Below are 26108 nucleotides of genomic sequence, written 5' to 3' on the forward strand. Positions count from 1 at the left end.
CAGCTGCCGTGGGCCGGGAGGCCACGGTGGCCGGCGCGAGCCTGTACTACCTCCCCGACTTCACTCCCTAAGGAACCACCATGAAACTTCTCTCCAAGCCCCGAACTTTGGTAGCCGCTCTGGCGCTGGCCGCGCTGGCGGGCGGCGCCCAGGCCGATCTGATCGAGATCCGCGGCTACAGCGCCAATGGCGTCAACTATTTCGATCTGGCACAGGCAAACGACACGACGTCGAATGACTACTCCGGCATCGTGGCGTTGTGGAACGTGAGCAATCTGGACACCAACTCCAGTTTCCTTGCGTACTGCCTGCAACTGGCGGAAGACGTCGACCGCTCGGGATCGAACGAGTACTCGCCGGGCGCGTATGCGCCAGAGGCCGACGTGCAGGAGCTGTACGACCGCTACTACGGCAGCGTGACGCAAAGCACCGCGCGGGCCGTGGGGTTCCAGCTTGCCTTGTGGGAACTGATCGACCAGGCGCCCGTGGCCAGCTTCGAAACGCCCGCCAGCGCCATTGCCGAAGCCAACATCATGCTCAACGGCGTTGCCAACGGCACCACGCCGTACACGCAGAACGTCTACACGTTCACCCGTTGGTCCAACGATCTGCTGCAGGACGTGCTGCAGGCCAATGAGGTGCCTGAGCCGCAGACCCACGCACTGATGCTCGGCGGCCTCGGCCTGATGGCTGCCGGCATAGCGGCGCGCCGTCGCAAGAACCGCCAAGGCCGCAAGGCCGACTGATCCCACAGACGTTTTGATCTGTGCCGCCGCCTCTGCGCGAGCCGAGGCGGCTTTCCTTTTTCGAGAGGGCCGAGATGAGCATCACACCCTTGACCATTGCCACCGCGCCACCGGGCGAGGACCGCGCCACCACAGCACTGCTCGATGGCGTGGTGTTTCTTGCGCACTACTTCGGCGCAGCTGTCGAGCGCTCTGCGCTCGAGGACGCGGCGCGCACGGGCGTCGGCACTGCGGCGGAGCAGCTGGCCGCCTGTTGCGCGCGCGCTGGGCTCAGCGCCTCGCATCTTGCCGGCGACGCCGTGCGCACCACCATGCTGCCAGCCATCGTGCTGGGCGCTGGCGGCTCTGCGCTGGTGGTGTTGCAGCGCGACGGTGACCGCTTCGAATGCCACGTGCCAGGCGTGTCCGGCACGCGGTGGCTCGATGGTGCAGCGCTGGCGGCCGAATGCCCGGGCGCGTCATGGCACGCCGTGCGGCCCGCATTGTTCTTCGACCAGCGCAGCCTGCTGTACACCTTGCCATCGGCCAAGCGCTGGTTCTGGGATGTGTTTGGCCGCAACCGCTGGATCTTTCAGTGGGCGCTGCTCGGCACGCTGGGCCTGAACCTGTTCGGCGCCCTGATCCCGTTCTTCTCGATGGCCGTGTACGACCGTGTCATCCCCAACAACGCGCTGGACAGCCTGTGGGTGCTCGCGCTGGCTGCCGTGCTGCTGATCAGCTTCGAACTGGGCATGAAGCTGTTGCGCGGCGCGCTGTTGGAGTCCGCTGCCAAGCGCATGGACGTAGCGCTGTCCGCATCCATCTTTGCGCAGTGCCTGCGCCTGCGTTCGACCAGTCGGCCAGCGTCCGGCGGCGTACTGGCCAACGTCGTGCGCGATTTCGAATCGGTGCGCGACTTCTTCGCATCGGGAACGATGACGGTACTGGGCGACCTGCCGTTCCTGCTGCTGTTCCTGGGCGTCATCGCGCTGATCGGCGGATGGCTCGTGTTGGTGCCGATCGTGATGATCCCAATCATGTTGCTGCTGGCCTGGGCGCTGCAGCGGCCCCTGGCGCGCGCGGTCGAAGCGTCGACCCAGCACAACGCGCAACGCACAGCGCATCTGTTCGAGACCATGAATGGCCTGGACACCGTCAAGGCCCTGGGCGCCGAGGCCTGGAGCCGCCGCAAGTGGGAGCAGCTGACGGTCAGCATCGCGCAGCACAGCCTGAAGACGCGCGAGCTCGTGGCCTTTGGCAGCTATCTCTCGGCGTCGCTCATGACGCTGACGAATGTGCTGCTCGTGGCGATCGGCGCGGTGCTGATCGGCGAGCAGGTGCTCACCGTCGGCCAGTTGATCGGTGTGTCGCTGCTGTCCGGGCGGGCGCTGGCACCCGTGGCGCAGATCGCCAGCCTGATCGTGCGTTGGCAGCAGACCAAGTTGGCCATGCAGGGCATCGACAAGATCATGGCCGCGCCGACGGACGACGCCACCACCACATTGCACGCGCCGCCGATCAAGGGCGCCATCGAGTTCCGTGACGTCGGCTTCAGCTACCCCGAGCGCGCGCCGCTGCTGGACCGCTTGAGCCTGCGCATCCGGCCCGGCGAACGCGTGGGCTTCATCGGCAAGCTGGGTTCGGGCAAGAGCACCTTGCTCAAGTTGCTGCTCAACCTGCACGCGCCCGACAGCGGCAGCGTGCTGGTGGACGATCTGGTCACCACCCAGGTCGACCCCTTGAGCCTGCGCCGCCAGATCGGCTATGTGCCGCAGGACGTGACACTGTTCCACGGCAGCGTGCGCGAGAACATTGAGCTGGGTCGCACGCAGGGTGGCGACGCTGCGTTGCTCGCCGCCATCCGCAACGCCTGCCTGGATGAGACGCTGGCGCAGTTGCCCGGCGGCGTCGGCACGCAGGTGGGTGAACGCGGTGAGCTGCTGTCCGGCGGCCAGCGCCAGACCGTGGCGATCGCACGCGCGCTGTTGAATGCCCCCCCGCTGCTGCTGCTCGACGAACCCAGCTCCATGATGGACCCGGCGACCGAGCAGCGTTTGATCGCGCAGCTGCGCGGCTTGCCCGACACCACCTTGCTGCTGGTCACCCACCGCATGGCCATGCTGCCACTGGTGGACCGGCTGGTCGTGATGGACCGCGGCCGCGTCATTGCCGACGGCCCGCGCGACCAGGTGTTGCGCGCACTGGCCCAGCGCGGCGCCGCTGCGGCACCGGCGGCCGTGGCCCCGGTCGGCCAGGCGGCCTGAAGAGGAGAACCACACCATGCATGCACACTCATCATTTGCGGGCTCGGCCGACATGGACGCCGGGCCGCGCCGCCTCATCTTCGTGATGCTGGCACTGTTCGCGCTGTTCATCGCGGTAGCGGGGGGCTGGATGGCGCTGGCCCACATCGACGTGGCCGTCAACGCGCGCGGGGCCGTGATCGCGCCCAGCCGCCTGCAGGAAGTGGCCAGCCTGGAAGGTGGCATCGTGCACCGCGTGCTGGTCAAAGCCGGCGACCGCGTGAAGCGCGGTCAGACCCTGGTGGAACTGAACCGCGCGCAGTACGACGCCGACCTGGGCGAAAGCGTGGAGAGCCGGCGCTCGCTGCAGGCGTCGCGCATCCGTTACGACGCTTTGCTGTCGGGCGGCACGCCTGACTTCTCTGCTTTGGAGGCCGAGGCGCCGGTGCTGGTGCGTGAAGAGCGGCGCTTGTGGCAGGACGCGCAGCGCGAATACCAGGCCGGCCTGGCCGTGGCCGCCGAGGGCGTGCGCCGCCGCGAAGCCGAGATGGTCGAAGCGCGCTCTCGCATCGCCAACCTGGTCTCATCCGAGGCATCGGCGCGTGAGTCGCTGCAGATCGAGGAGCGGCTCTACAAGGAAGGTGCAGGCGCGCGCGCCGACTACCTGGCTGCCCAACAGCGCTGGCTGGCGCAAAGCGGCGAGCTGAATGCGCTGCGCGAATCGCTGCCGCGCCTGGCAGCCGCGCTGGCCGAGGCCCGCGCCCAGGCCAGCGAAACCGCCGCGCGCAGCCGCGCGCTGTGGGGCACGCAGCGCACCGAGATCGAAGGCAAGCTGGCCGCAACGGCCACCACGCTGAAGGGCCGCGAAGACCGGCTGGCGCGGCGCGACCTGGTGTCGCCGCTGGACGGTGTGGTCAACCGCGTGGTCATCGCGACCCAGGGCGGCGTAGCGCAGGCCGGCGCGCCGATCCTGGAGATCGTGCCGCACGACGACGCGCTGCGCATCAGCGCCCGCGTGAAGCCGGCGGACATCGGCTTCATCCACGCGCGCCAGCAGGCGGCCGTCCGGGTCGCGGCTTTCGACTCGGCCGTCTATGGCAAGCTGGACGCCGTGGTCGAGCGTGTGGGCGCCGACGTGCTGCTCGACGAAAATAAGCAGCCGTACTTCGAGGTCGAGATGACCAGCGCCCGGAACCACCTGGAGCACGACGGCAAGCAGCTGGCACTCTCGCCCGGCATGACGGTGGACGCCAGCATCCTGACCGGCGAGCGCACCGTCATGCAGTATTTGCTGAAGCCAGTCCTCAAAACCCTGGGCGCTGCCCTGCAGGAGCGGTGATGGCAGGCATTTTGGAAAACGTCCGTGCGCTGTTGCTCGCAGCGTGCCTGGTGCCCGTGCTGGCGCAGGCCCAGACGCAAGGGCAGGGGCAAGTGCAGACGCAAGGGCAAGGGCAAGGGCAAGGGCAAGGGCAAGGGCAAGGGCAAGGGCAAGGGCAAGGGCAGGAGCTGGGCCTGCGCGAGGCGCTCGTGCAGGCGCTCGCGCACGCCCCGCAGGTGGTCACCGCGCGCGCGCTGGTCGCCGCCGCCGACGCGCAGGGCCGCCAGGCCAGCTCGCGGCTGTGGCCCTCGGTGGGCGTGTCGACCCAGTACGGCCGCAGCAAGGACTCCGACTCGGCCTTCGATCTGAACCGCAGGAACCACCGCGGCGAAGCATTCCTGCGCTGGAACCTGTTCAACGGCCTGGAGGATCGCCGGCAGATCGACGCGCTGCGGCTGGCGCGCATCGCGGCCGAGGCCGAGCTGCTGCGAGCCCTGGACGAAGCCTGCGAGCGCATCGGCTCTGCCTACTTCGAGCTGCTGCGCCAGCAGCAGCTGGCCGTGCATGCCGAGCGCCGCCTGGTCGAGGTCGAGTCGCTGGTGCGGCGCGTCGAGCGCCAGACGGAGCTGGGCAAGGGCTCGGATGCGGATGCACAGCTGGCGGCCGCCTCGCGCATCGATGCACGGCTCGCGCTGGAGACGGTGCAGACCGATCACCGCGCGGCGCAGGCGCGCATGCGGGTGTTGCTGGGCGAGCCGGCCGAGCGTGCTTTGCGTGTGGCCGACGCGCCGGTGCCGCCTGCCGACCTGCAGCAGCCGCTGGATGTCTGGCTGACCCAGGCCCAGCAACAAAACGGTCAATGGCTGGCCGCCGCCGCCCGCGCAGCCGAGGCGCAGGCGCGCATCAGCACCATCGCGCCGGAGTACCTGCCGCGCGTCGATGTGGATCTGCGCCGCCGGCTGTATGACCGTACCGATCCGGCGCCCACCACGACGCAGCGACGAGGCTGGTCCGTCGGGCTGACCCTGGAAGTGCCGCTGGGCGGCGCGCCCGCCGCGCGCCGCGACGAAGCCCGCGCGCGCGCCGAGGCGGCTGAGTCCGAACTGCAGGGCGTGCGTGATGGCGTGCAGGCCGACCTTGGTGTCACACGCCAGCAGGCGCTGCAGGCCGATGTCGCCGCGCCCCAGCTGACACGCCAGCGTGCGCATTGGGAATCGGTCGTGCGGGCCAGCGAGATGCAGTACGACGCCGGGCGGCGCAGCCTGATGCAACTGATCGACCAACACGACCGGCGCTTCGCCGTGCAGCAGCGCGACGTGGACAACGCCTGGCAACGTGCCGTCGCGCACCTGCGGCTGCGTCGCCTCGGTGGCGACCTGGCGGAGTGGTTCGGCGTCGCCCCGCCCTGAGCTTTGCCCGGCCGCCGGAAGAGGCGCGCACCGCAGGCGAAGCCGGAGGTCTGGATTGCGTCTGGCCCGACCGCCCGAAGAGGCTGCACCACCTGCGGGCGAGCCCGCAGGTGGTGCAGCGGGCCTTACACGGCTGCCAGCGCGCGCGCGAAATCGCGCCGCAGGTCGTCGATGTTCTCCAGGCCCACAGCCAGCCGGATGAAGTTGGGCGGGATGCCGGCCGCCGCCATCTGCGCCTCGTTCATCGTGCCCGACCACATGGCTGCGGTGTGCACGATCAGCGTCTCCACGCCGCCCAGGCTGACGGCCTGGGTCGCCAGTTCCAGTGAGGCGACAAAGCGGCTGGTGGCCTCGTAGCCGGCGCGCAGCGCGAACGCGATCACCGGCCCGCCGCCCGCCATCTGCCGCTGCGCCAACCCGTGCTGTGGGTGACTGGGCAGCAGCGGGTAGTGCACGCGCTCGACCTCTGGCTGCTGCTCCAGCCAGCCGGCCAGTGCCAGCGCATTGGCGTTGATGCGCTCCATGCGCACGGCCAGCGTGCGCAGGCCGCGCAGCAGCAGCCAGGCGTCCATCGGCGACAGCACCGCCCCCAGCGTGGTGTGCATCGGCCAGATGCGCGCCGCCAGCGCGTGTGAGCAGCAGATGACCCCCGCCGTCAGGTCGTGGTGGCCGCCGAGCGACTTGGTCGCGCTGTGCACCACGATGTCGATGCCCAGCGCATGCGGCTTGCAGTTGATCGGCGACGCGAAGGTGTTGTCCGCAATGGTCAGGATGCCGCGCGGCCGTGCCAGCGCCGCCGCCGCAGCCAGGTCGGTCAACACCAGCGTGGGGTTGGCCGGCGTCTCCAGCATGACGAGCCTGGTGTTGGGCCGCAGCGCCGCCTCGAACGCCGCCACGTCCGTCTGCTCGACGATGCTGACCTGAACGCCGAAGCGCGGCAGCACCTCGTCGAACAGCTTGGCCGTGCTCATGTAGTGCCGCGACTGGGCCACGACATGGTCGCCCGCCTGCACCAGCGCCAGCACCGTGGTGCTGATCGCGCCCATGCCGGAAGCAGTGAGCAGCGCCGTCTCGGTGCCCTCCAGCGCTGCCACCACGGCCGCCGCGCGCTCGTGCGTGGGGTTGCCGTAGCGCGTGTAGTAGGCGGCGTGGCGCGGCGTGCCCGCCATGTCGGCAAAGGTGGCGGCGTCGCGCGCCCTGAAGGTCGCGCTGTAGTGGATGGGCGGGCTGATGTCCGTGCTCTCGGACAGGCCGGCGTCGCCGTGCAGCACGCGGGTCGCGTCGTGCCAGTGGGGGTGCGGATCATGGGTCATGGCGGGCGTGCATGCATGTGGGGGAGCCCGATGATCGCCGACCTGCAGGCCGGGTTATCCCGAGTTCAAGACTCTACACAGCGTCCATATTATGGCCACACGACCACAATATGGACAACTACCCATGCCCGTCGACCGCGCCGACCCCGAACCGCTGACGCCCTACCAGTACCCGAATCCGCCCGATGCGCTGCCAGAGATCGTGATCCCCAACGCGATTCCGCTGGACGAGCGCTTGTGGGTGCCGCAGGCCGACAACGTCTGGTTCCGCCCGCTGTGCCTGAACGCCAGCCAGGGTTACTGGATGAACCTGCTGCGCGTGCGCAAGTCCGGCGTGCTGAGCCGGCACCGCCACCCGCAAGCGGTGCACGGCTTCGTGCTGAAGGGCCGCTGGAAGTACCTGGAGCACGACTGGTGGGCCGAGGAGGGCGGCTACGTGTTCGAGCCGCCGGGCGAGACGCACACGCTCTACGTGCCCGAGGACGTGAAGGAAATGATCACCTACTTCCAGGTCAACGGTGTCATGTACTACACCGATCCGTACGGCAAGGGCATGGGCTATGAGGACGTGTTCACCAAGATCGACATGTGCCGCAAGCACTTCGACGCGGTGGGCCTGGGTGCCGACTACGTCAAGCAGTTCATCCGATGAACCTCGGCCGCTGGCGCGCAGAAGGGCGCACATGGACGAACAAGGACAGCACATGACCTACCAGAGCGATTTGTTCAAAGGCCAGCGCGCGCTGGTCGCCGGCGCCACGCAGGGCATCGGCGCGGTGATCGCCAACCACCTGGCCGCGCTCGGCGCGCAGGTGACGGCGCTGGGCCTGGGCAAGGGCGACGGCACGCTGTCGCCAGCAGTGGACGTACGCGCGTGCGATGTCACCAGCGCCGCCAGCCTGGACGCCGCGCTGGCCGACATCCCCGAGCTGGACATCCTGTTCAACTGCGCCGGCATCATCCAGCGCGGCGCCGAGCACGACCTGGACGTGTTCGAGCGCGTGCTGAACGTGAACCTGACGGGCACCATGCGTGTGTGCACCGCGGCGCGCGAACGGCTGAAGCCGCGGCGCGGCTGCATCGTCAACACCGCCTCCATGCTCAGCTTCTTCGGCGGCGGGTTGGTGCCCGGCTACGCGGCCAGCAAGGGCGGCGTCGCGCAGCTGACCAAGTCGCTGGCGATTGCCTACGCGGTCGACGGCATCCGCGTCAACGCCGTGGCGCCGGGCTGGATCGCCACGCCGCTGACCAAGCCGCTGCAGGACGACCCGGCCCGCGCCGGCCCGATCCTCGCGCGCACGCCGCTGGGCCGCTGGGGAACGCCCGACGACGTGGCCCGTGCTGCGGTGTTTCTGTGCACGCCGGCCGCCGCGTTCATGACCGGCGTGATCCTGCCGGTCGACGGTGGCTACATGGTGGCGTGATGCGTTGCGTGCCCTCTGTCTCGCATGGGCACAGGGCAGTTCGGTCGGTCTCATAGTCGCCGCCGCATGCCTGCTCCCCCACCCGATCTTCACGACGACGACGAAGCCGCCGCGCCCCAGGTGGCCGGCACCCAGGCCTTCGGCAAGTTCATGCGCGTGCTGCAACTGGTGGCCGATGCCGAGCAGGCGCCCAACGTCACCGCGCTGATGCATGCCACCGGCTACCCGCGGCCTACGGTGCACCGCATCGTGGCCGGCCTGCTGGCCGAGCGGCTGCTGCTGGAAGACCCGCACACCCACCTGCTGACCTTGGGCCCGCGCCTGATCCAGCTGGCCAGCCGCAGCTGGGGCCGCTCCGACCTGCGGCTGGCGGCCATGGACGCACTCAAGCGCCTGCGCGACCTCACCGGCGAGACCGTGCACCTGGCCGTGCCCAACGGCCAGGGCATGGTCTTCATCGAGAAGCTGGAAAGCCCGTCCGCCGTGCGCATGAGTTCGCGCATCGGCAGCAACGTGCCGCTGCACGTCACCGCCGTCGGCAAGGCCTGGCTGGCGGCGCTGCCGGCGCGCGAGCGCGCCGCCGCGCTCAAGGGCCTGCCGCTCGCGCGCCACACCGAGCACACGCTGACCGAGCGCGCCGCGCTGCAGGCCGAGCTCGAGCGGACGGCCGCGCGCGGCTGGTCCACCGATCGCGAAGAGCACGAGGCCGGCGTGTTCTGCTTCGGCGCCGTCGTGCGCGGCGCGCAGGGCAAGCCGGTGGCTGCGATCAGCGTCACCACACTGCTGTTCCGCCAGAAGCCGGACCCGGAGCAAGCCTACGTCGCGCCGCTGCTGGCGGCCTGCGCGGCCGTGTCGGCGCAGATCGCGCAGACGCCCTCGCTGTCTGTCAGCGAGCTGTGACCGCGGCCGTGTCCGCCGCCGTGACGTGTCCGGCTGCTGCGCCGCGTCCGTCGCCGTGCCGGCCGCTGCGCCGCAGCCGTCGACGTGGCCGCCGCTACGCTGCCCCCATCGACGTGCCAGCCGTTGCGTCGCACCCGTTGCTGACGCCGCCGTCGTCACCAACCGTGGCTGCCTGCCGCTGATCGCGCCCGCACCATGCAGGCCCGCACCGCCACCACCGTGAAGCTCGGCCTGGCCCAGACTCTCGCCTGGGCCTCGTCCTACTACCTTCCGGCCGTGCTGGCGGCGCCCATGGCGGCGGAGTTGGGCATCGCCACATCCACCGTGTTTGCCGCGTTCTCGCTGGCGCTGCTGGTCAGCGCCGCCGTCGGCCCCTGGGCCGGCCGCGCCATCGACCGGGTCGGTGGCCGGCCGGTGCTGGTGGGCAGCAACTTCGTGTTCGCAGCGGCGCTGGTCGCGCTCGGCCTGGCGCGTGGGCCGGTGCAACTGTTCGCAGCCTGGGCGCTGATGGGCGTGGCCATGGGCAGCGGCCTGTACGAAGCCGCGTTCGCCACCGTCGTGCGGCTGCATGGCCGGGATGCGCGCGTCGCCATCACCGGCATCACCTTGTTCGCCGGCCTGGCCAGCACGGTCGGCTGGCCGCTGTCGGCCTGGCTGGAGACCACCGAGGGCTGGCGTGCCGCCTGCCTGGCGTGGGCCGCGCTGCATGTGGTGATCGGCGTGCCGCTGAATGCCTGGGTGCCCCGGGCCGACCCGGCGGGGCCTCCGGGCGCTGCAGCGGCCACCGCGACTGCAGATGCCGGCGCTGGTCTCGATGCCGCACAGCAACGCCAGGCTGCCGTGTTGATGGCCTATGTCTTCGCCGTGGCCTGGTTCATCAGCACGGCGATGGCCGCGCACCTGCCGCGCCTGCTGCTGGCCAGCGGCGCGACACTGGCCGCCGCCGTGGGCGTGGCGGCGCTGGTCGGCCCGGCGCAGGTGGCCGGCCGCATCATCGAATTTGCCTGGCTGCGACGCGCGCATCCGCTGCTGTCGGCCCGGCTGGCGACGCTGGCGCATCCGCTGGCCGCGCTGTGCCTGCTGCTCGCCGGGCCTGCGCTGGCCAGCGTGTTCGCGGTGCTGCACGGCCTGGGCAACGGCATCCTGACGATCGCCGTCGGCACGCTGCCGCTGCTGATCTTCGGCGCCACGGGCTACGGCCGGCGCCAGGGCCTGCTGACGCTGCCTGCCCGCGTCGTGCAGGCAGGCGCGCCATTCCTGTTCGGCCTGGCCGTGGAGCGCTGGGGCGCCGGTGCGCTGTGGCTGTCGGCGCTGCTGGCGTTGACGGCGTTTGCCGCGCTGGCGCGGTTGGCGGTGGTGTTGCAGGGCGGCGCACGGTAGAGGTTCGCGCGCAGCCCCGCGTGGATGCCATCACGGGGGGCGGTGAGCGCCGGGCTGCAGCGACGCCCGCGCGCCGGCAGTCAGCTTTCCACGGCCATGCGGCGCAGCGCGGAGACCGAGGGTGGTTTCTCTCAGCGCGCCAATGCCGCCGCGGCGGCCTCGAAATCGTAGTCCGCGATGGCTGCCGCCACGCCCTCGTAGCGCGACCCCAACTGCTGGCGCAGCAACGGCTCGTGCGCCGCCAACAGCTCTGCGGCCTCGGGATCGTCCTGGGCCAGCAGCGCGGTCAGGCGGTGCAGCACCTGCGCGTCGGACGCTTCATTGGGTGCTGCATTGGGTGCTGCAGTCGGCACTCCATTCCGCGCTGCATTCGGCACTGCATTCGGCGCTGCATTCGGCGCCGCATCTGCCGCGGCGTTGGGCTCGGCAGGCGCAGGCACCGTCTCCAGTTGCGGCAGCAGGGCGGCCACCAGCGCGTGCAGCCGAAGGCCCATCTCGGCCAGGCTGGCGTTGATCCGCTCGCGCGGCGCCTGCATCCGAACGCCCAGTTCCAGCTCGGCAGCGACTTGCTGCAGTTGCGTTGCGCCGATCGTGCCGGCCACGCCCTTGAGCGTGTGTGCCAGCCGCTCTGCCGTGAGAGCGTCTCCCGTCTGCAGGGCTTGGTCGATGGCGGCCGGAACCTCGCGCTGACCACGCACGAACTTGGTCAGCAACTGCCGGTACAGGCTTTCGCGGCCCAGCGCGCGCTTCAGGCCGGCCTGCATGTCCAGCCCGTCGACGGGGGTCAGGCCCGGCCCTGACGCCTCGGGCTCGGCAGGTGGCAGCGGCGCTGTTGCTGCCACCGCCGCTGCCGCTGCTGCGCCAGGCTGCGGCTTGAGCCAGCGGGCCAGGGCCTGCCACAGCGCATCGGGCTCGATGGGTTTGGAGATGTAGTCCTGCATGCCGGCGTCGATGCAGCGCTGGCGGTCGGCCTGCATGGCGTTGGCCGTCATCGCCAGGATGGGCATGGCGTCGTGGCGCGGGTCCTGGCGCAGCGTGCGCGTGGCGGTCACCCCGTCCATCACCGGCATCTGCATGTCCATCAGCACCACGTCGTAGGGCGGCTGCCCGGTCTGCGCCTCTACCATGTCCAGGGCCACGCGGCCGTTTTCGGCGATGTCGACGACGAAGCCGGCATCGCGCAGCAGTTCGCTGGCCACCTGCTGGTTCAGATCGTTGTCTTCGACCAGCAGCACGCGCGCTCCGCGCATTCTGCGCAGCGCGTCCAGAGCCGCGCCGCGGCCGCGCCGCTCGGGCGTGAGCGCTGGTGCGGACGCTACCGGCTGACTCGCGTGGCTGGCGCGCATCATCGTGTCCAGCAGCACGGATGCGCTGACCGGCTTGAGCAAGAGGTGCTCGATGCCCGCCTGCTGGGCGCCCCGCAAAATCTCGTCGCGCCCGTAGGCGGTGACGACCACGATCTGCGGCGGTGCGTCCAGGTCCAGCGCCCGAATGCCGGCCGCCGTTTCCAGGCCATCGAGGCCCGGCATGCGCCAGTCGAGCATCGCGAAGTCGAAGGGCTGGCCGGCGCCCGCTGCCTCCTCGGCCGCGGCGATCGCCTGCGCACCGGAGTGCACGATGCGCACCTGCAGCGACATGTGCTCCAGCATCTGGCCGAGCACCGTGGCCGCATGCGCGTTGTCGTCCACCACCAGGGCGCGGCGGCCACGCAGATCAACCGCGGGCGCGCGTGGCGGCGCGCGGCGCTCGTCCAGCGCGAGCCTGGCCGTGAACCAGAAGGTCGAGCCTTGGCCCAGTTCGCTGTGCACGCCGACTTCGCCCCCCATGAGCGTGGCCAGCTGCTTGCTGATGGCCAGGCCCAGGCCGGTGCCGCCATAGCGCCGGGTGGTGGAGGTGTCGGCCTGCTCGAAGCTGCGGAACAGCCGGCCCATCTGTTCCTGCGACAACCCGATCCCGGTGTCCCGCACTTCGAAACGCAGCGTCGCCTGCGGGCCGGCAAAGGCGCCACCGGGCTCGGGCCTGTGGAAGCTGTCCACACGCACGGTGATGCCAACCTCGCCCTGCTCGGTGAACTTGATCGCGTTGTTGACGTAGTTGATGAGGATCTGGCCCAGGCGCAGCGGATCGCCGATCAGCCGCTGCGGCACGTCGGCCGCCACGTCGAACACCAGCTCCAGGTGCTTGGCCAGGGCCTTGTCGGCGACCACGCCGGAGACGGTGGCCATCATGCCGTCGAGCTCGAACGGCGTGCGTTCGATGTCCAGCTTGCCGGCCTCGACCTTGGAGAAGTCCAGGATGTCGTTCAGGATGCCCAGCAGATGCTGGCCGGACTGCTGGATCTTCTCCAGGTAGTCGCTCTGGCGAGGCGTCAGCTCGGTGCGCAGCGCCAGGTGTGACATGCCGATGATGGCGTTCATGGGTGTTCGGATCTCGTGGCTCATGTTGGCCAGGAAGTCGCTCTTGGCGCGCGTGCCGGCCTCCGCCACATCACGCGCGGCGGCCAGGTGTTCATTGGACAGGGCCAACTCGGCGGTGCGCAGGCTCACCTCGCGCTCCAGATCCTCCTGGTGGCGCTGCAGTGCGGTCGCAACCCGCATGCCTTCGAGCTCCTGGACGGCACGAACGGCCACCACCTGCAGCACGGACCGGGCGCGCTCGGGATGCGACAAGGCCCTGCGGCCAGTGGCGACGATGGAGCCGATGGCCTGGCCCTGCGCATTCCACAGCGACACGCAGACGTGGCATTGCGCCTGCCACGCCGCCAGCAGGGCCACGCCCGGCATCTGGGCGCAAGCCTCCTGGGCGGTCACGCGCATGCCGTCGCGGGCAGAGCCAGCGCCGTCCAGCAAGGTGGCGGCTTCGTCCGCGTCCAGCACCAGGGGCTGGCCGTCCGCCACGGCGCCCAGCACCTGCAACGCGCCGTCGTCCAGGCGGCGCAGCAGCAGCGCGTGGTCGAGCTTCAAGGCGTTGCACAGGAAGTGCGCCAGGTCGCGGGCGAATGCTGCGTGGTCGGCGTGACCCGCGTCATCGCGCTGGGCCGCGAAGTACAGGGCCGATTCGATGGTCTTGCGCGTGGTGATGTCGGTCATCGTGGCCCGCACGATGTGCTGGCCGGCATAGGGCAGCCTGACGAGGCGCAAGTCGCACTGGATCTCGTCGCCGTCCGAGGGCCGCACCACGGTGTGCTCGGCCGCCACGACATCGCCGGCCATGGCGCGCTCCATCAGCGTGTCCCAGGTGGCGTCGGGTTGTTCGGCGCGGTACCAGTCTGCGGGGTCGCTTTGCAGCAACGCCTCGCGGCTGCAGCCGAACAACTGCAGCGCGTTGGCATTGGCGTCGACGAGGCGGCGGGTGTCGGCATCGAAGGTCATGATGGCCTCCGGCGCCACATCGATGAGCGTGCGTGCACGCGCCTCGCTGGCCTGTGCGGCCTGCTCGGCCAGCTGGCGCTTGCGGCTTTGCAGCGTCAGCGCCAGCACCAGCAGCGCCATCAGCACGAACGCCACGGCAACGCCGATCACCTGCTGGTGGTATTGCTCCCACAGCGTGGGGGGTCGGTGCTGCAGCACACTGTTGGGGGGCAGCAGGGCGGGGTCGATGCCCCAGCGCTGCAGTTGTGGTCAGTTGAACATCGGCACGTAGCGCGGCGGGTAGGTGGTCACCGCTGTATCGAGCTTCAAGCTGCCGTTGAGCGAGCTGATGGCCACCTCGCCCAGCCGCTGGCCAAACTGCTCGAGGTCCAGCAACGAACCCCCCACGACCGGCAAGCGCAGAAATGGATCGCCCGTGATGAAGATCGGCCGACGGCTGGTCTGCGCGATGCGCTGGGCGACCTCGATCGGGATCATGCGCTTGCCTGCGTTGTCGCCGAAATACGGATTCAGCACCACGATGGTGTCGTCACTGGCCGTGCGCACCAGCTCCAGCATCTCCTCGTAGGGCATCGTGTCGGTGTACTGGAGCTGCACGCGGCTGGCGAACGGCGCCATGTCGGCGCGGGCCTCGGCCACGAAGCTCGCGTCCATCGGGCTGCCGCCGACGATGACGATGGCGCGTCGTGTGCCGGGCAGGCCGCGCAGTGCCATCTCCAGCGTGCCGCTGTAGTCCAGGCGCCAGGGCATGTGGATCATCTGGCGTCCGTCCAGCAGGTGCGCCTGCTTGAATTGGGACACCTGCGTCAGCAACACGGCGCCGGCAAACAGGCCCACGTCATCGCGCAGCACGTAGTCCAGCGCCAGATTGCCCTGGGCGAAGATGGCCGCCACGTTCTTGCCCTGCAGACGCTGGCGCAGCAGCTGCGTCATGGTGTCGCGGTGCGCCGAGCTGGGGTTGCGCGCGAAGTCCAGGTTCTCCACGTGCACGTCCGCCGTGCTGCGGCCAGCTGCGCGCACGGCCGCCAGCATTCCTCGGTTCATGGCGTCCACGAACGGAAAGCCGCTGTGTTCGGAATGCAGCACGAGCAGCAGGGGCGCCTGTGTGGGGGGTGCCTGGGCCAGGGCAGGCGGTGCGGCCCAGACGGTCAGGAGCGCCAGCGTCAGCGCAGTCAGCCAGCCACTGGTGCGCCAGCCGGGGCCCGGGGGGGCAGTGCGGGCGCCGGGCTGCATTCGGCCGGGACGGGTGCACTGCCGGCAAACGTGCGGGGGCGAGTGGCGCATGAACGAGTTTCCTGGGGCTCGGTCGAATGTCACGAATTGTTGACAGGATGTTAGCGTCGGCGGACAGCGGTGTCCGTCATTTCCGCGACCGGGCTGCTCCGGCTGGTGCTCGACGCCGCCCGCGCTCAGCAGCGCTCCGCGCCGCGCTCAGCCGCGCAGGTTCACCAGCGACGCCTCGATCGCCGCCGCCGTCGCCACCGGCCGCTCCATCGGGAACAGGTGGCTGCCGTCCAGCATCATCACGCGGCCCGGGTCGCCGCGGCCGTCGGCGCCGATCAACCGCGCCGTCATGGCCATGCCGACCTGGCGCATCTCGGCCGAGTCGCGCCCGCCGAGGAAGGCGACCGGGCACTTCAACGGGTGGCGGCGCAGCAGACGGTCCAGGTTGTCCGGCAGGGTGTTGTAGATGGCAGTCTCGACATCGCGGTCGAAGCTCAGCACGCGCCGCGTCTGCGCGCCTTCGCCGTCGTCGTGCGTGGCGTGTGCGATGTAGTCGGCCAGCACCTGCGCATCCCACTTGGCGAACGGCTTCTTGTGGCGAAAGTGCTCCAGCGCCGTGGCCGCGTCGGGCCAGTGGTTACGCCGCGCGCGGCTGATGCGCCCGGGCGAGACCGAGCCGACCAGCTGCGTGCGCTTGAACATGCCCAGCGTGGTGGCGCGCCAGCCGCCCACCACCGGCGAGTCGATCAGCAACACGCCACGCGCCAGCGCCGGCACGCGCGCGGCCGCCATCACGCTCAGGAAGCCGCCCAGCGAATGGCCGACCAGCCAGGCCTTCTGGCCATGGCGCTGCGTCTGCTCGGTCGCAAAATCCACCAGCTGCTGCACCAGCTGCGGCCAGTTGTTGGTGACGGGGTACTCGGGCGCATGTCCGAATTTCTCGATCGCCTCCACGAGGAAGCCGCGCCTGCGCAGGCTGTCGAACATCACCCTGTAGGTCGAGGCCGGAAAGCTGTTGGCGTGCGAGAAGACGACCAGCCCGTTTTCGCCACCGGCGGCGCGGGCGGTGGCCATCAGATCAGGCGCTCGTCAGGCGTCGTGATCTTGCGCAGCTGCTTGCCGGCGCCGGTGTCCACCATCAGCGGCACGGCGGTGGGGCCGCCGGCCCACAGCGGGTCTTCGATGCTGTCGAACACCTCGCGCAGCTTTTGGCCCCAGCTGCCGTGCAGCATGCGGAAGTAGGGGTTGTGCTCGTCGATGCACACCACCTTGTTGGTCTGCAGGTCGTCGGCGCCGTAGACCACCAGGTCCAGCGGCAGGCCCACCGAGAGGTTGGACTTGAGCGTCGAATCCATCGACACCAGCGCGCACTTGGCGGCCTCGTCCAGCGGCGTGAAGGGCGTGATCACGCGGTCCAGCACCGGCTTGCCGTACTTGGATTCGCCGATCTGGAAGTACGGCGTCTCGGGCGTGGCTTCGATGAAGTTGCCGGCCGAGTAGACCTGGAACAGGCGCATGCCTTCGCCCTTGATCTGGCCGCCGAAGATCATCGAGGCGTTGAACTCCACGCCCGACTGGCGCAGCGCCACGGCGTCGCGTTCGTACACATGGCGCACGGCCGCGCCCAGCACGCGCGCGGCGTCGAACATGCTGCGTGCGTTCCAGATCGTGATGGGCTCGCTGTCGTCGTATTCCTTCAGTCGCTCGACCTGCAGGATCTCGCGCACCGATTGCGAGATGCTCAGGTTGCCGGCCGACAGCAGCACCATGAAGCGGTCGTCGGGGCGCTCATACACGATCATCTTGCGGAAGGTGCCGATCTGGTCCAGGCCGGCGTTGGTGCGTGAGTCGGACAGGAACACCAGGCCGGCGTTGAGTTTGATGGCGACGCAGTAGGTCATAAAAGGGTGCTTGAGGGGGATTCTTCGGGCGCCGAGGCCGCGGCGGCCTGCTCGCGGCGAGCAATGTGTTTGAGTCGGTACAACGCGTCGAGTGCTTCGCGCGGGGTCAGCGCGTCCGGATCGATGCGGGCCAGGGCGGATTCTACGGGGCCGGGTCCTGTGGCCAGGGCCTCGGGCGGCGGCGCGAACAGGTCGATCTGCGCACGGCTGGCGCTGGCCTGCTGCTCCAGCGCCTCCAGGGTGTGACGGGCATGGTTGACGACGGCGGCCGGCATGCCGGCCAGCCGCGCCACCTGGATGCCGTAGCTGCGGCTGGCCGGCCCGGCCTGGATCTCGTGCAGAAAGACGATGTCGCCGGCCGCTTCGGCCGCGCTCACATGCACGTTCTGCGCCGCGTGGTGCTTGGCCGGAAACTCCGTCAGCTCGAAGTAGTGCGTGGCAAACAGCGTGAACGCCTGCGTGCGGTCATGCAGCTGCGCGGCGATGCCAGAGGCCAGCGCCAGCCCGTCGAAGGTGGACGTGCCGCGGCCGATCTCGTCCATCAGCACCAGGCTGTGTCTGGTCGCGCCGTGCAGGATCTGCGCCGCCTCCGTCATCTCCACCATGAAGGTGGACTGCGCGTTGGCCAGGTCGTCCGAGGCGCCGATGCGCGTGTGGATCGCGTCGATCGGGCCCAGCCGGCAACCGCGCGCCGGCACGTGGCTGCCGATGCTGGCCAGCAGCACGATCAGCGCCACCTGGCGCATGTAGGTCGACTTGCCGCCCATGTTGGGGCCGGTGATGACCTGCATGCGCTGGCGCACCGAGAGCTGCGTGTCGTTGGCGATGAAGGGCGTCTGCGAGGTCTCGGCCAGCCGCGCCTCGACCACCGGATGGCGCCCGCCGTCGATGGCGATGCAGGGCTCCTTGGCGAACTGCGGCGTGCACCAGTTCAGCGTCAGCGAGCGTTCGGCAAAGGCGGCCAGCACGTCCAGCGTGGCCATGGCCTGGGCCAGGCGCGACAGGGCGGGCACGAAGGCCTGCAGCTGCGCCAGCAGGCGGTCGAACAGCCACTTCTCGCGCGCCAGCGCGCGCTCCTGCGCCGACAGCGCCTTGTCCTCGAACGCCTTCAGCTCCGGCGTGATGAAGCGCTCGGCGTTCTTCAGTGTCTGGCGGCGGCGGTAGTCGGCCGGCACTTTGTCCAGCGCGCCCTGCGTCACTTCGATGTAGAAGCCGTGCACCTTGTTGAACTGCACGCGCAGGTTGGCGATGCCGCTGCGCACACGCTCGCGGGTTTCCAGGTCGAGCAGGAAGGCGTCGCAGTTGGTCTGGATGGCGCGCAGCTCATCCAGCTCGGCGTCCATGCCGGTGGCGATCACGCCGCCGTCGCGCACCATGGCGGCGGGCTCTTCCATGAGGGCGGCGGCCAGCAGCGCGGCGCAGCCCTCTGGCGGCTGCAGGTCGGTGGCGATGGCGGCCAGCAGGTCGCCCGCGTGGCTGCTGTCGGCAGCGCCGGATACGCCACCGAAAGCGGCGCCCGACAACTCCTGCGAGATCGCGTCCGAGTTCGTGCCGGCAACAGTGCCCGAGACAGTGCCCGGGACGGTGCCCGAGACGGCGCCCGACACCGCACCGGCCAGCTGCAGTGCTTTGTCCAGCGCCAGCCGCAGCGCCACCAGCTCGCGCGGGCGCACCTGGTACAGCGCGATGCGCGCGCTGATGCGCTCCACGTCGCTGGTGCCCTTGAGCTGCTCGCGCAGCCGGTTCCAGGCTGCCGGGCCGCCCGTCTCGCGCAGCGCCGTGGTCGCCAGCAGCCGGGCCTGCGCTTCGGCGCGGTCGCGTTGCGGCTCCAGCAGCCAGCGCTTGAGCAGGCGGCTGCCCATGCCGGTCATGCAGGTGTCCAGCAGCGAGAACAGCGTGGGACTGTCCTCGCCGCGCAGCGTCTGCACCAGCTCCAGGTTGCGGCGCGTGCTGGGCGGCAGCTCGATGGCGGCATCGGCACGCGCCACGCGGATGGCCTGCAGGTGCGACAGCGCCTGGCCCTGCGTGTGTTCGGCAAAGGCCAGCAGCGCCGCTGCGGCCGCATGGGCCTGGGGCAGTGCGTCTGCATGCCAGGCCGCCAGGCTGGCCACGCGCAACTGTTCGCACAGCTTGCGTTGGCCCAGTGCACTGTCGAACTGCCAGGCCGGCCGCGTCGCAAACGCCAGCGGCCCGCCCTGCGGCGCGGCCAGGCGCAACGCCTTGAGCTTCGCCTCCAATGCCTCGGGCACCTCGGCGGAGAGCAGCAGCTCGCTGGGGGCGATGCGCACCAGCCAGGCTGGCAGGTCGTCGATGCGGCATTCGGCCAGGTGCAGTTCGGACTGCGTGAGGCTGAGCCAGGCCAGCCCGCAGCTCTGGCGCGGCCCGGGGTGCAGCGCCAGCAGCACCGATTCGGTCTTGTCCGCCAGTAGAGAGGCATCGGTCAGCGTGCCGGGCGTGACCACGCGCACCACCTTGCGGGCAACCGGGCCCTTGCCCGTCACCTCGCCCACCTGCTCGCAGATGGCGACCGATTCGCCCAGCCGGATCAACTTGGCAAGGTAACCCTCCAGCGCGTGGAAGGGGATGCCGCACATCACCACCGGCTGCCCGGCCGACTGGCCACGCCGCGTCAGCGTGATGCCCAGCAGGTCGGCCGCGCGCTCGGCGTCGCTATAGAACAACTCATAGAAATCGCCCATGCGGTAGAGCACCAGCGTGGTGGGGTGCTCGTTCTTAATGGCGATGTACTGCGCCATCATCGGCGTGTGGTCAGAAACGTCGACAGTGCTCAGGTCCATGGGGTGGGAGTGCTTGCGCGCGCGGCGCGATCGAAAGGGGGGAGGCCAGCGGGACGGCGGACGGCAATTTTCGCCGGGTCCAGCGCTGGGATCGGAACAGCGATTGTTGCGCGCGCCCGACTTGAATAAGCGACGGCACCAATTGGCCGTCGGATGGATGGTTTTTTTCATGCCAGTCTGGTGAAATGCGCGGCTTCGGCGGATCGACCGGGCAATCAAGGGGTTTGCATGAAACTGCGCCATCAGGTGGTGGGACTGGGCATCGTCGCAGTCCTTCTGGCTGGGCTGGTGGGGGGCATCGGGCTCTTCCACGTGAGCCGCCTGGCCGTCAACATCGACGATTCCCTGGCCCTGGGGCAGGCGCTGCAGGCCAGCCAGGAGGCCGACATGATGCACGATGCAGTGCGCGGCGATGTGCTGCTGGCGCTGCTCGGCGCGCAGTCCCGCAACGAGGCGCAAATTGCGGAGGCGCGCGCCGGTCTCAAGGAGCACACCGACACCTTCGGCGAAGCGCTGGGCCGCTTGCAGGCCCTGCCGCTGCCGCAGGACATCAAACCCATCGTGGCGCGCGTGCCACCGGTCGTGGCCGCCTACACCGACAGCGCAGCGCGCATCCTGTCCCTGGCGGGCAGCGACCAGGCGGCCGCGCTGGCAGCCGTGCCGGCGTTCCAACAGGCGTTCGCTGCGCTGGAGAAGCAGATGGCCGACCAGGCGGACGCCATCGGCAAGCATGGCGACGTGGTGAACGCGCATGCCAGCCAGGAGGTGGCGCAGGCGCAGTGGCAGGTAGCCGTGGCGCTGGGGCTGGCCGCTGTGCTGGTGCTGTCGGCAGCGCTGTGGCTGTCGCAACAGCTGGCCGGCCCGATGTCCGATGCGGTGCACGTGGCCGACCAGCTGGCGCAGGGCGACCTGACGGCATCGGTGCACCCGGTGGGCAACGACGAGACGCGCCAGCTGCTGGACGCGATGGGCCGCATGCAGGCGCGCATCGGTGACATCGTGCGCGCCGTCCAGCGCAATGCCGAGAGCGTCTCCACCGCCAGTTTGCAGATCGCCCAGGGCAACCACGATCTGTCGGCCCGCACCGAGCAGCAGGCCAGCGCGCTGCAGCAGACGGCCGCCTCGATGGAGCAGCTCAACTCCACCGTCACGCAGAACGCGGACAACGCGCGCCAGGCCAACACGCTGGCGGCGCGCGCCAGTGATGTGGCGGCCCAGGGCGGCGACGTGGTCGGCCAGGTGGTGCAGACGATGCGCGACATCGCAGACGCATCGCGCAAGATCGCCGACATCACCGGCGTCATCGACAGCATTGCCTTCCAGACCAACATCCTGGCGCTGAATGCCGCGGTCGAGGCCGCGCGGGCCGGCGAACAGGGCCGCGGCTTTGCGGTGGTGGCCTCCGAAGTGCGCAGCCTGGCGGTGCGCTCGGCCGAGGCGGCCAAGCAGATCAAGTCGCTGATCGAGTCCAGCGTGCAGCGGGTCGAGCACGGCGTCGGGCTGGTCGACCGGGCCGGCACGACGATGAGCGAGGTGGTGACCGCCATCCGCCACGTCACCAACATCATGGGCGAGATCAGCGCAGCCAGTGCCGGGCAGGCCGACGGTGTCACGCAGGTCGGCCATGCGGTGTCGCAGATGGACCAGTCGACCCAGCAGAACGCCGCGCTGGTGGAGCAGATGGCCGCCGCGGCCACGAGCCTGAAGACCCAGGCGCAGGCCCTGGTCGCATCTGTGGCGGTGTTCCGCCTGAGAGCTTGAGAGGCTGAGGAGTCACGCATGAACAAAACGTATCGGTGCAAGCCTGCCTTCGGCGCAGGCGCGCGCGCAGCAGCCGTGTTCGGCTGGGGGTCGGCCGCGCGGCTGCGCGGCGCTGTCGCCGTGGGCCTGTTGGGGCTGGGCCTGGCCGGCAGCGCCTGGGCCGGCCGGCCGCTGACGGTGGACGATGCCGACGTCGCCGATGTCGGCGGCGGCCAGGTCGAGAGTTGGTACGCGCGCCCGGCCAGCCGTGACCGGCTGTGGACCACGGCGCTGGGTGTCGGCGTGCTCGACTGGCTGGAGCTGGGCGCCGCCGTCGAGCGCAACTTTTCGGGCCCCGAGACCGCCACCTCCCTGCAGCTGAAGATGCGGCTGACGCCCTCGCGCGAAGGCGGCTGCAACTTCGGCGCAGTGGTCGGGCGCGCGCACTTGCACCGCGTGAGCCAGGATGCGAACTACCTGGTCGGCCTGTTCACCTGCAACGTGGACGGCGGCCCGCTGCACATCAACCTGGGTGCCAGCCGGCCCGACGGCGGTGGCACGCTGAAGTCCTGGGGCCTGGCCAAGGAGTTCGAACTCGGTGACATGACCGCGCATGTCGAGGTCTTCGGCCAGCAGCACGGCAAGCCTACGTGGCAGATGGGCCTGCGCCGCGAGTTGGTGAAGAACCTGCAGCTGGACGGCACGCTGGGCCGCTCGGAGCGCAAGACGGTGTTCAGCGTGGGCCTGCGGCTGGGGTTCTGACGCCGCCGCAGCGTGCTCACGTCGTCAGGGTGCGCTGGCCGCCGCCCGGTAGCGTGCCGGCGCCAGCCCGGCGCGGCGTGTGAATTCGCGCGTGAAGTGCGCCTGGTCTGCATAACCGCACAGGAACCCGATTTCGGCCAGCGAGGGCGTGTCGCGCGCCAGCCAGGCCGCCGCCAGACGCACGCGCACCTCACCCAGCAACGCACTGAAGCTGACCTCGGCCGCCGTCAGCCGGCGTTGCAGCGTGCGGGGCGACATGCCCAGCGCTGCAGCGGCTTCGGCCAGGCGCGGCGTTGCGGCGGGGTCGCGCGCCAGCCAGCCGGCCAATGCACTGGCCGGCTCGGGCCAGGGCCAGGGGCCGCACCGGGGCGTTGCGTCCGCAGGCTTGTCGACGTTGCGCAACGGCTTGCCGGGCGCCGCATCCCATTGCAGGCGCCAGCGCTGCACCGGTGAGGCGGCCCAGCGGTCGTCAGCACCTTCGCCGAACGCCAGATGCCCGTCGATGTCCACCCGCAACCTGCAGGTGCCGATCGTCTGCAGCGCCCCGATCCAGACCCCGAGCACCGCCACGCTCTCGGCTGCCATCGGCGGCGCCGAAGCGGGGCCACCGTGCTCCAGCACCAGCAGGCGTGCGCTGCATGCGAGGGGCCGCACGCGGTGGCTGGCATGCACGTGGCGCTCCAGGCGCTGCCAGCGGGCCAGAAAGTCGTGCACGTCCCGCGCGCCGGACAAGGCGCGGTGCAAAGGCTCGCCTTCGATGTGGTGCACCTGTTGCGCCAGTCGCAGCAGCAAGGGCAGGCCGCCGGCCTGCACGATGCGCGACACCACCTGCTGCTTGTGCTGCAACGGCACGTGCGCGCCAGCTGGCAGGGGCAGGGGCGGCGCCAGCCCGTGCGCGGCCATCGCCCGCAGCAACAGGCGCAACATGCTGGCACTGGCGAAGTCGTCCACGGGCTGCTTGTATCAGGTCGCGGTCGCCACCAGCGCGGACGGGCGCAGCGGCAATTGCGCCGGGCGCCGGCCTGTGGCGTCGAACACGGCATTCGCAACCGCCGCCGCGCCGGCCGTCATCGTGCTTTCGCCGGCGCCGGTGGGGTCGGCGGCGCTGTCCACCAGGCGCACGTGCAGCGGCGGGATCTGGTCGATGCGCGGGATCGGGGACGCCGCAAAGCTGCTGGCTGCCACCCCCGCGCGCTGCAGCGGCAAAGCCTCCACCAGCACCAGCCCCAGACACCACACCAGGCAGCCTTCGACCTGTGCCCGCACGCCGTCCGGGTCGATCACCAGCCCGCTATCGTGGGCGCACCACAGCGCCGTCAAGCGCACCTCGCCTGCGGCCGACACCGCCACGTCGGCCACGACCGCCACCCGGCTGCCGGCCTTGTACACGCCGCAGGCCAGGCCCCGGCCCTGGCGCACGGCCGGCGTGGTGCTGGTCGTCGGCCTGGCGCTCCAGGCTGCGTCGGCCGCCACGGCACGCAGGACGTGCTGCAGGCGCATGTCATCGGTCATCGCCAGCCGAAATGCCAGGGGGTCAAGGCCCCCCGTGCGTGCGCAGGCGTCGATGGCCGACTCGACCACCAGGCCATTGGGGCCGGCGCCCAGGCCGCGCCAGGGGCCGCTGTGGACCGGCAGGCGCAGCGCGTCGAACTCGATCACCTGCCGTGGCACCGCATACGGCAGCGCCGCGCCGCGCGCCACGCCCTGGTCGCCGACGAAGTCGGCGGCACGCTGCATCCAGGCCGGCATTGCCGCGGGCGTGAAGAGGATGTGGGCGCTGGTGAAGGCGTGCCACCAATCGGTGATGCGCCCATCGACAACGCGTGCGCGCACGCGGTGGCTGGAAGGCGGCCGGTGGAAACCCTGGGCGAATTCCTGCGCCCGCGTCCACATCACCTGGACCGGCCGGCGCGCGGCGCGCGCCAACACCGCCGCCTCCAGTTCCGCCAGCACCAGCGTGCGCGCGCCGAACCCGCCGCCGATGCGGCAGGCCTGGACGCGCACACGCTCGGCAGGCAGGCCCAGCTGGCGCGCGAGCACGTCGCGCACGTAGAACAGATCCTGCGTGCCGGTGAACACCTGCAGCTGCGGGCCGCCGTCCACGTCTGGTTCGAAATGCGCGAGCGCAGCGCGCGGTTCGATGGACGCATGCGCAGCGTAGGGAAGGTCGACGCGCAGGTCCACGTCCCACGGGGCGGCCATGTCCAGCGCGTCGCGCCGCAGCCGGTGGCGCAGGTGGCCGCCCCGCAGGTGGTGGTCGATGTCGAGTGCGGTGTCGATCTGCGATGGCTCGAAGCTGCCTTCGAGCTGCCAGCGCACCGCCAGCGCCTGCTCGATGCGGTCGAGCGCGCCCGGCGTGGCGGCCAACAGCCCCAGGCCCAGGCTGCCCGCGTGGCGCAGCAGCGGGTCGGCCACCACGGCCAGGAAGCCCGGCAGCCGGCGGGCGGCCGCCTCGTCCCAGGCCTCGGGGCGCGACACCAGTTCGGGCGACACCGGCGCGCGCAGCACCCGGCCGTAGACCATGCCGGGCAAGCGCATGTCGCCCGCATAGAGCGGCGCGCCGGTGACGATGGCCTGCAGGTCGGGGCGCTGGCCCACCGCCGCCGCAGCAGCGCCGGCACGCCAGCTGCGCAGTTGGGTGCGTGGCCGCTCCACGACCTCGAGCTGCCCCTCGGTGTGGCCCGCTGCGAGGGCTTCGCGCAGCGTCGCGCAGGCCTGCGCCAGCGGCAGCGCGAACTGCTGCACCGAATCGCTGCCCACTGTCGCCTTGACGCGCGCGATGTCGCGGCTCGACGGCAGGCGCAGCGTGATGCGCTCGGCCGCGACGCCCAGTTCGAGCGCTGCGATGCGGTGCAGCGCCGGGCCGATCTGCTGGCCCATTTCGGCGCAGGGCACGAAGAGCTCGAATCGGCCATCCAGATGCCGCAGCCACCCGAGTGCGTCTTCCGGTTGCGGCAGCGGGCGCTTGGGGATCACCGGGACGGCAGCGCAACCAGCTGCCAGGGCAGCGAACGTCACGCTCAGGCCCGCTGCCGCCCCCAGAAAGAGTCGCCGCTTCATGGTCGGCCGCCGGGCTGCTGCGCTGCCGCGGCGCGATCGACGGCCCGGCGCACGCGGTGTTGCGTGCCGCAGCGGCACAGGTGGCCCGACAGCGCGGCATCGACGGCTGCAGGGCCTGGCCGGGGCTCGCGGCGCAGCAGCGCCACGGTGGCCAGGATCTGCCCGGATTGGCAGTAGCCGCACTGCGGCACCGCTTCGTCCACCCAGGCCTGCTGCACCGGGTCCAACGCGCCCGCTGTGGCCAGGCCCTCCACCGTGGTGATGCGGCGCCCCTGCACGCTGCGCGCCGGCAGCAGGCAGGCACGTTGCGGTTCTCCATCGATCAGCACGGTGCAGGCGCCGCACTGCCCCTGCCCGCAGCCGTACTTGCAGCCCACCAGGCCCAGCGCCTCGCGCAGCACCCACAGCAGGCTGTCGTGCTGCCAGGCTTCGGTGATGGCATGTCGCTGGCCGTTGACGTCGAGGTGCCACATGGCAGCGCTCCGGAAGTGGTGATGGCCCGCATGGTGGCTGTTGCCACGGCGCAGGTCTTGAACAATC

At 70.5% G+C, this 26108-nt stretch carries 19 protein-coding genes; 10 read left to right on the forward strand and 9 right to left on the reverse strand.

What is annotated here, in order from left to right; translation table 11 throughout:
• Nucleotides 1–80 precede the first annotated feature (80 nt).
• The 4 genes from AC099J_RS29170 to AC099J_RS29185 all read left to right on the forward strand — a co-directional run bounded on the left by AC099J_RS29170 (nt 81) and on the right by AC099J_RS29185 (nt 5695).
• On the forward strand, nt 81–746 hold the full coding sequence (locus AC099J_RS29170; protein WP_479618822.1) for a PEP-CTERM sorting domain-containing protein: 666 nt from the start codon (nt 81–83) through the stop codon (nt 744–746).
• A 74-nt stretch (nt 747–820) separates the two neighbouring features.
• Complete coding sequence (locus AC099J_RS29175; protein WP_479618823.1) at nt 821–2989, forward strand: type I secretion system permease/ATPase; 2169 nt, start codon at nt 821–823, stop codon at nt 2987–2989.
• A gap of 16 nt (nt 2990–3005) precedes the next feature.
• Nucleotides 3006–4307, forward strand: a complete 1302-nt coding sequence (locus AC099J_RS29180) for an HlyD family type I secretion periplasmic adaptor subunit (RefSeq protein WP_479618824.1) — start codon at nt 3006–3008, stop codon at nt 4305–4307.
• Nucleotides 4307–5695, forward strand: a complete 1389-nt coding sequence (locus tag AC099J_RS29185) for a TolC family protein (RefSeq protein ID WP_479618825.1) — start codon at nt 4307–4309, stop codon at nt 5693–5695. The genes AC099J_RS29180 and AC099J_RS29185 overlap by 1 nt, the downstream gene beginning before the upstream one ends.
• Nucleotides 5696–5820: 125 nt before the next feature.
• Here the strand turns inward: AC099J_RS29185 and AC099J_RS29190 are convergent, their stop codons facing one another.
• Nucleotides 5821–7008 (reverse strand): trans-sulfuration enzyme family protein, encoded by a 1188-nt coding sequence (locus tag AC099J_RS29190; RefSeq protein ID WP_479618826.1) that lies wholly within the window; start codon nt 7006–7008, stop codon nt 5821–5823.
• A gap of 124 nt (nt 7009–7132) precedes the next feature.
• Between AC099J_RS29190 and AC099J_RS29195 the strand changes: the two genes are divergently transcribed.
• From AC099J_RS29195 to AC099J_RS29210, 4 genes are all read left to right on the forward strand, one after another.
• On the forward strand, nt 7133–7660 hold the full coding sequence (locus AC099J_RS29195; protein WP_479618827.1) for a 2,4'-dihydroxyacetophenone dioxygenase family protein: 528 nt from the start codon (nt 7133–7135) through the stop codon (nt 7658–7660).
• Nucleotides 7661–7712: 52 nt separating this feature from the next.
• Nucleotides 7713–8432, forward strand: a complete 720-nt coding sequence (locus AC099J_RS29200; RefSeq protein ID WP_479618856.1) for an SDR family NAD(P)-dependent oxidoreductase — start codon at nt 7713–7715, stop codon at nt 8430–8432.
• A 66-nt stretch (nt 8433–8498) separates the two neighbouring features.
• Nucleotides 8499–9332 (forward strand): IclR family transcriptional regulator, encoded by an 834-nt coding sequence (locus AC099J_RS29205; RefSeq protein WP_479618828.1) that lies wholly within the window; start codon nt 8499–8501, stop codon nt 9330–9332.
• Between the two features lie 195 nt (nt 9333–9527).
• Nucleotides 9528–10712 carry an MFS transporter gene (locus AC099J_RS29210; RefSeq protein WP_479618829.1) on the forward strand — a complete coding sequence of 395 codons (1185 nt, stop codon included), beginning with the start codon at nt 9528–9530 and terminating at the stop codon, nt 10710–10712.
• Nucleotides 10713–10843: 131 nt separating this feature from the next.
• Here AC099J_RS29210 and AC099J_RS29215 read toward each other — a convergent pair whose 3' ends face one another.
• The 5 genes from AC099J_RS29215 to mutS form a co-directional block, all read right to left on the reverse strand.
• Nucleotides 10844–14281, reverse strand: a complete 3438-nt coding sequence (locus AC099J_RS29215) for a hybrid sensor histidine kinase/response regulator (RefSeq protein ID WP_479618830.1) — start codon at nt 14279–14281, stop codon at nt 10844–10846.
• 51 nt (nt 14282–14332) lie between these two features.
• Nucleotides 14333–15316 carry a hypothetical protein gene (locus AC099J_RS29220; protein WP_479618831.1) on the reverse strand — a complete coding sequence of 328 codons (984 nt, stop codon included), beginning with the start codon at nt 15314–15316 and terminating at the stop codon, nt 14333–14335.
• 198 nt (nt 15317–15514) lie between these two features.
• Nucleotides 15515–16381 carry an alpha/beta fold hydrolase gene (locus AC099J_RS29225; protein WP_479618832.1) on the reverse strand — a complete coding sequence of 289 codons (867 nt, stop codon included), beginning with the start codon at nt 16379–16381 and terminating at the stop codon, nt 15515–15517.
• Complete coding sequence (locus AC099J_RS29230; RefSeq protein WP_479618833.1) at nt 16381–17208, reverse strand: proteasome-type protease; 828 nt, start codon at nt 17206–17208, stop codon at nt 16381–16383. Before AC099J_RS29230 ends, AC099J_RS29225 begins: the two co-directional genes overlap by 1 nt.
• Complete coding sequence (gene mutS / locus AC099J_RS29235; protein ID WP_479618834.1) at nt 17205–20006, reverse strand: DNA mismatch repair protein MutS; 2802 nt, start codon at nt 20004–20006, stop codon at nt 17205–17207. The genes AC099J_RS29230 and mutS overlap by 4 nt, the downstream gene beginning before the upstream one ends.
• A 228-nt stretch (nt 20007–20234) precedes the next feature.
• On the opposite strand from mutS, the gene AC099J_RS29240 reads away from it, so the two are divergent.
• Both AC099J_RS29240 and AC099J_RS29245 read left to right on the forward strand, forming a co-directional pair.
• Nucleotides 20235–21767, forward strand: a complete 1533-nt coding sequence (locus tag AC099J_RS29240; protein WP_479618835.1) for a methyl-accepting chemotaxis protein — start codon at nt 20235–20237, stop codon at nt 21765–21767.
• A gap of 18 nt (nt 21768–21785) precedes the next feature.
• A complete protein-coding gene (locus AC099J_RS29245) occupies nt 21786–22508 on the forward strand; it encodes a hypothetical protein (protein ID WP_479618836.1) in 723 nt (240 codons plus the stop codon).
• 24 nt (nt 22509–22532) lie between these two features.
• On the opposite strand, the gene AC099J_RS29250 is transcribed toward AC099J_RS29245, so the two are convergent.
• From AC099J_RS29250 to AC099J_RS29260, 3 genes are read right to left on the reverse strand one after another with little or no spacing between them, the layout of a single operon-like run.
• Nucleotides 22533–23459, reverse strand: coding sequence for a helix-turn-helix transcriptional regulator (locus tag AC099J_RS29250; RefSeq protein ID WP_479618837.1), 927 nt, complete (start codon nt 23457–23459; stop codon nt 22533–22535).
• Nucleotides 23460–23471: 12 nt separating this feature from the next.
• Entirely contained in the window at nt 23472–25568 is a 2097-nt protein-coding gene (locus tag AC099J_RS29255) for a molybdopterin cofactor-binding domain-containing protein (protein WP_479618838.1), read from the reverse strand.
• Nucleotides 25565–26041 carry a (2Fe-2S)-binding protein gene (locus AC099J_RS29260; RefSeq protein ID WP_479618839.1) on the reverse strand — a complete coding sequence of 159 codons (477 nt, stop codon included), beginning with the start codon at nt 26039–26041 and terminating at the stop codon, nt 25565–25567. The genes AC099J_RS29255 and AC099J_RS29260 overlap by 4 nt, the downstream gene beginning before the upstream one ends.
• Between the last annotated feature and the right edge of the window lie 67 nt (nt 26042–26108).

It is taken from the genome of Rhodoferax sp. RT4P68, assembly GCF_056521305.1.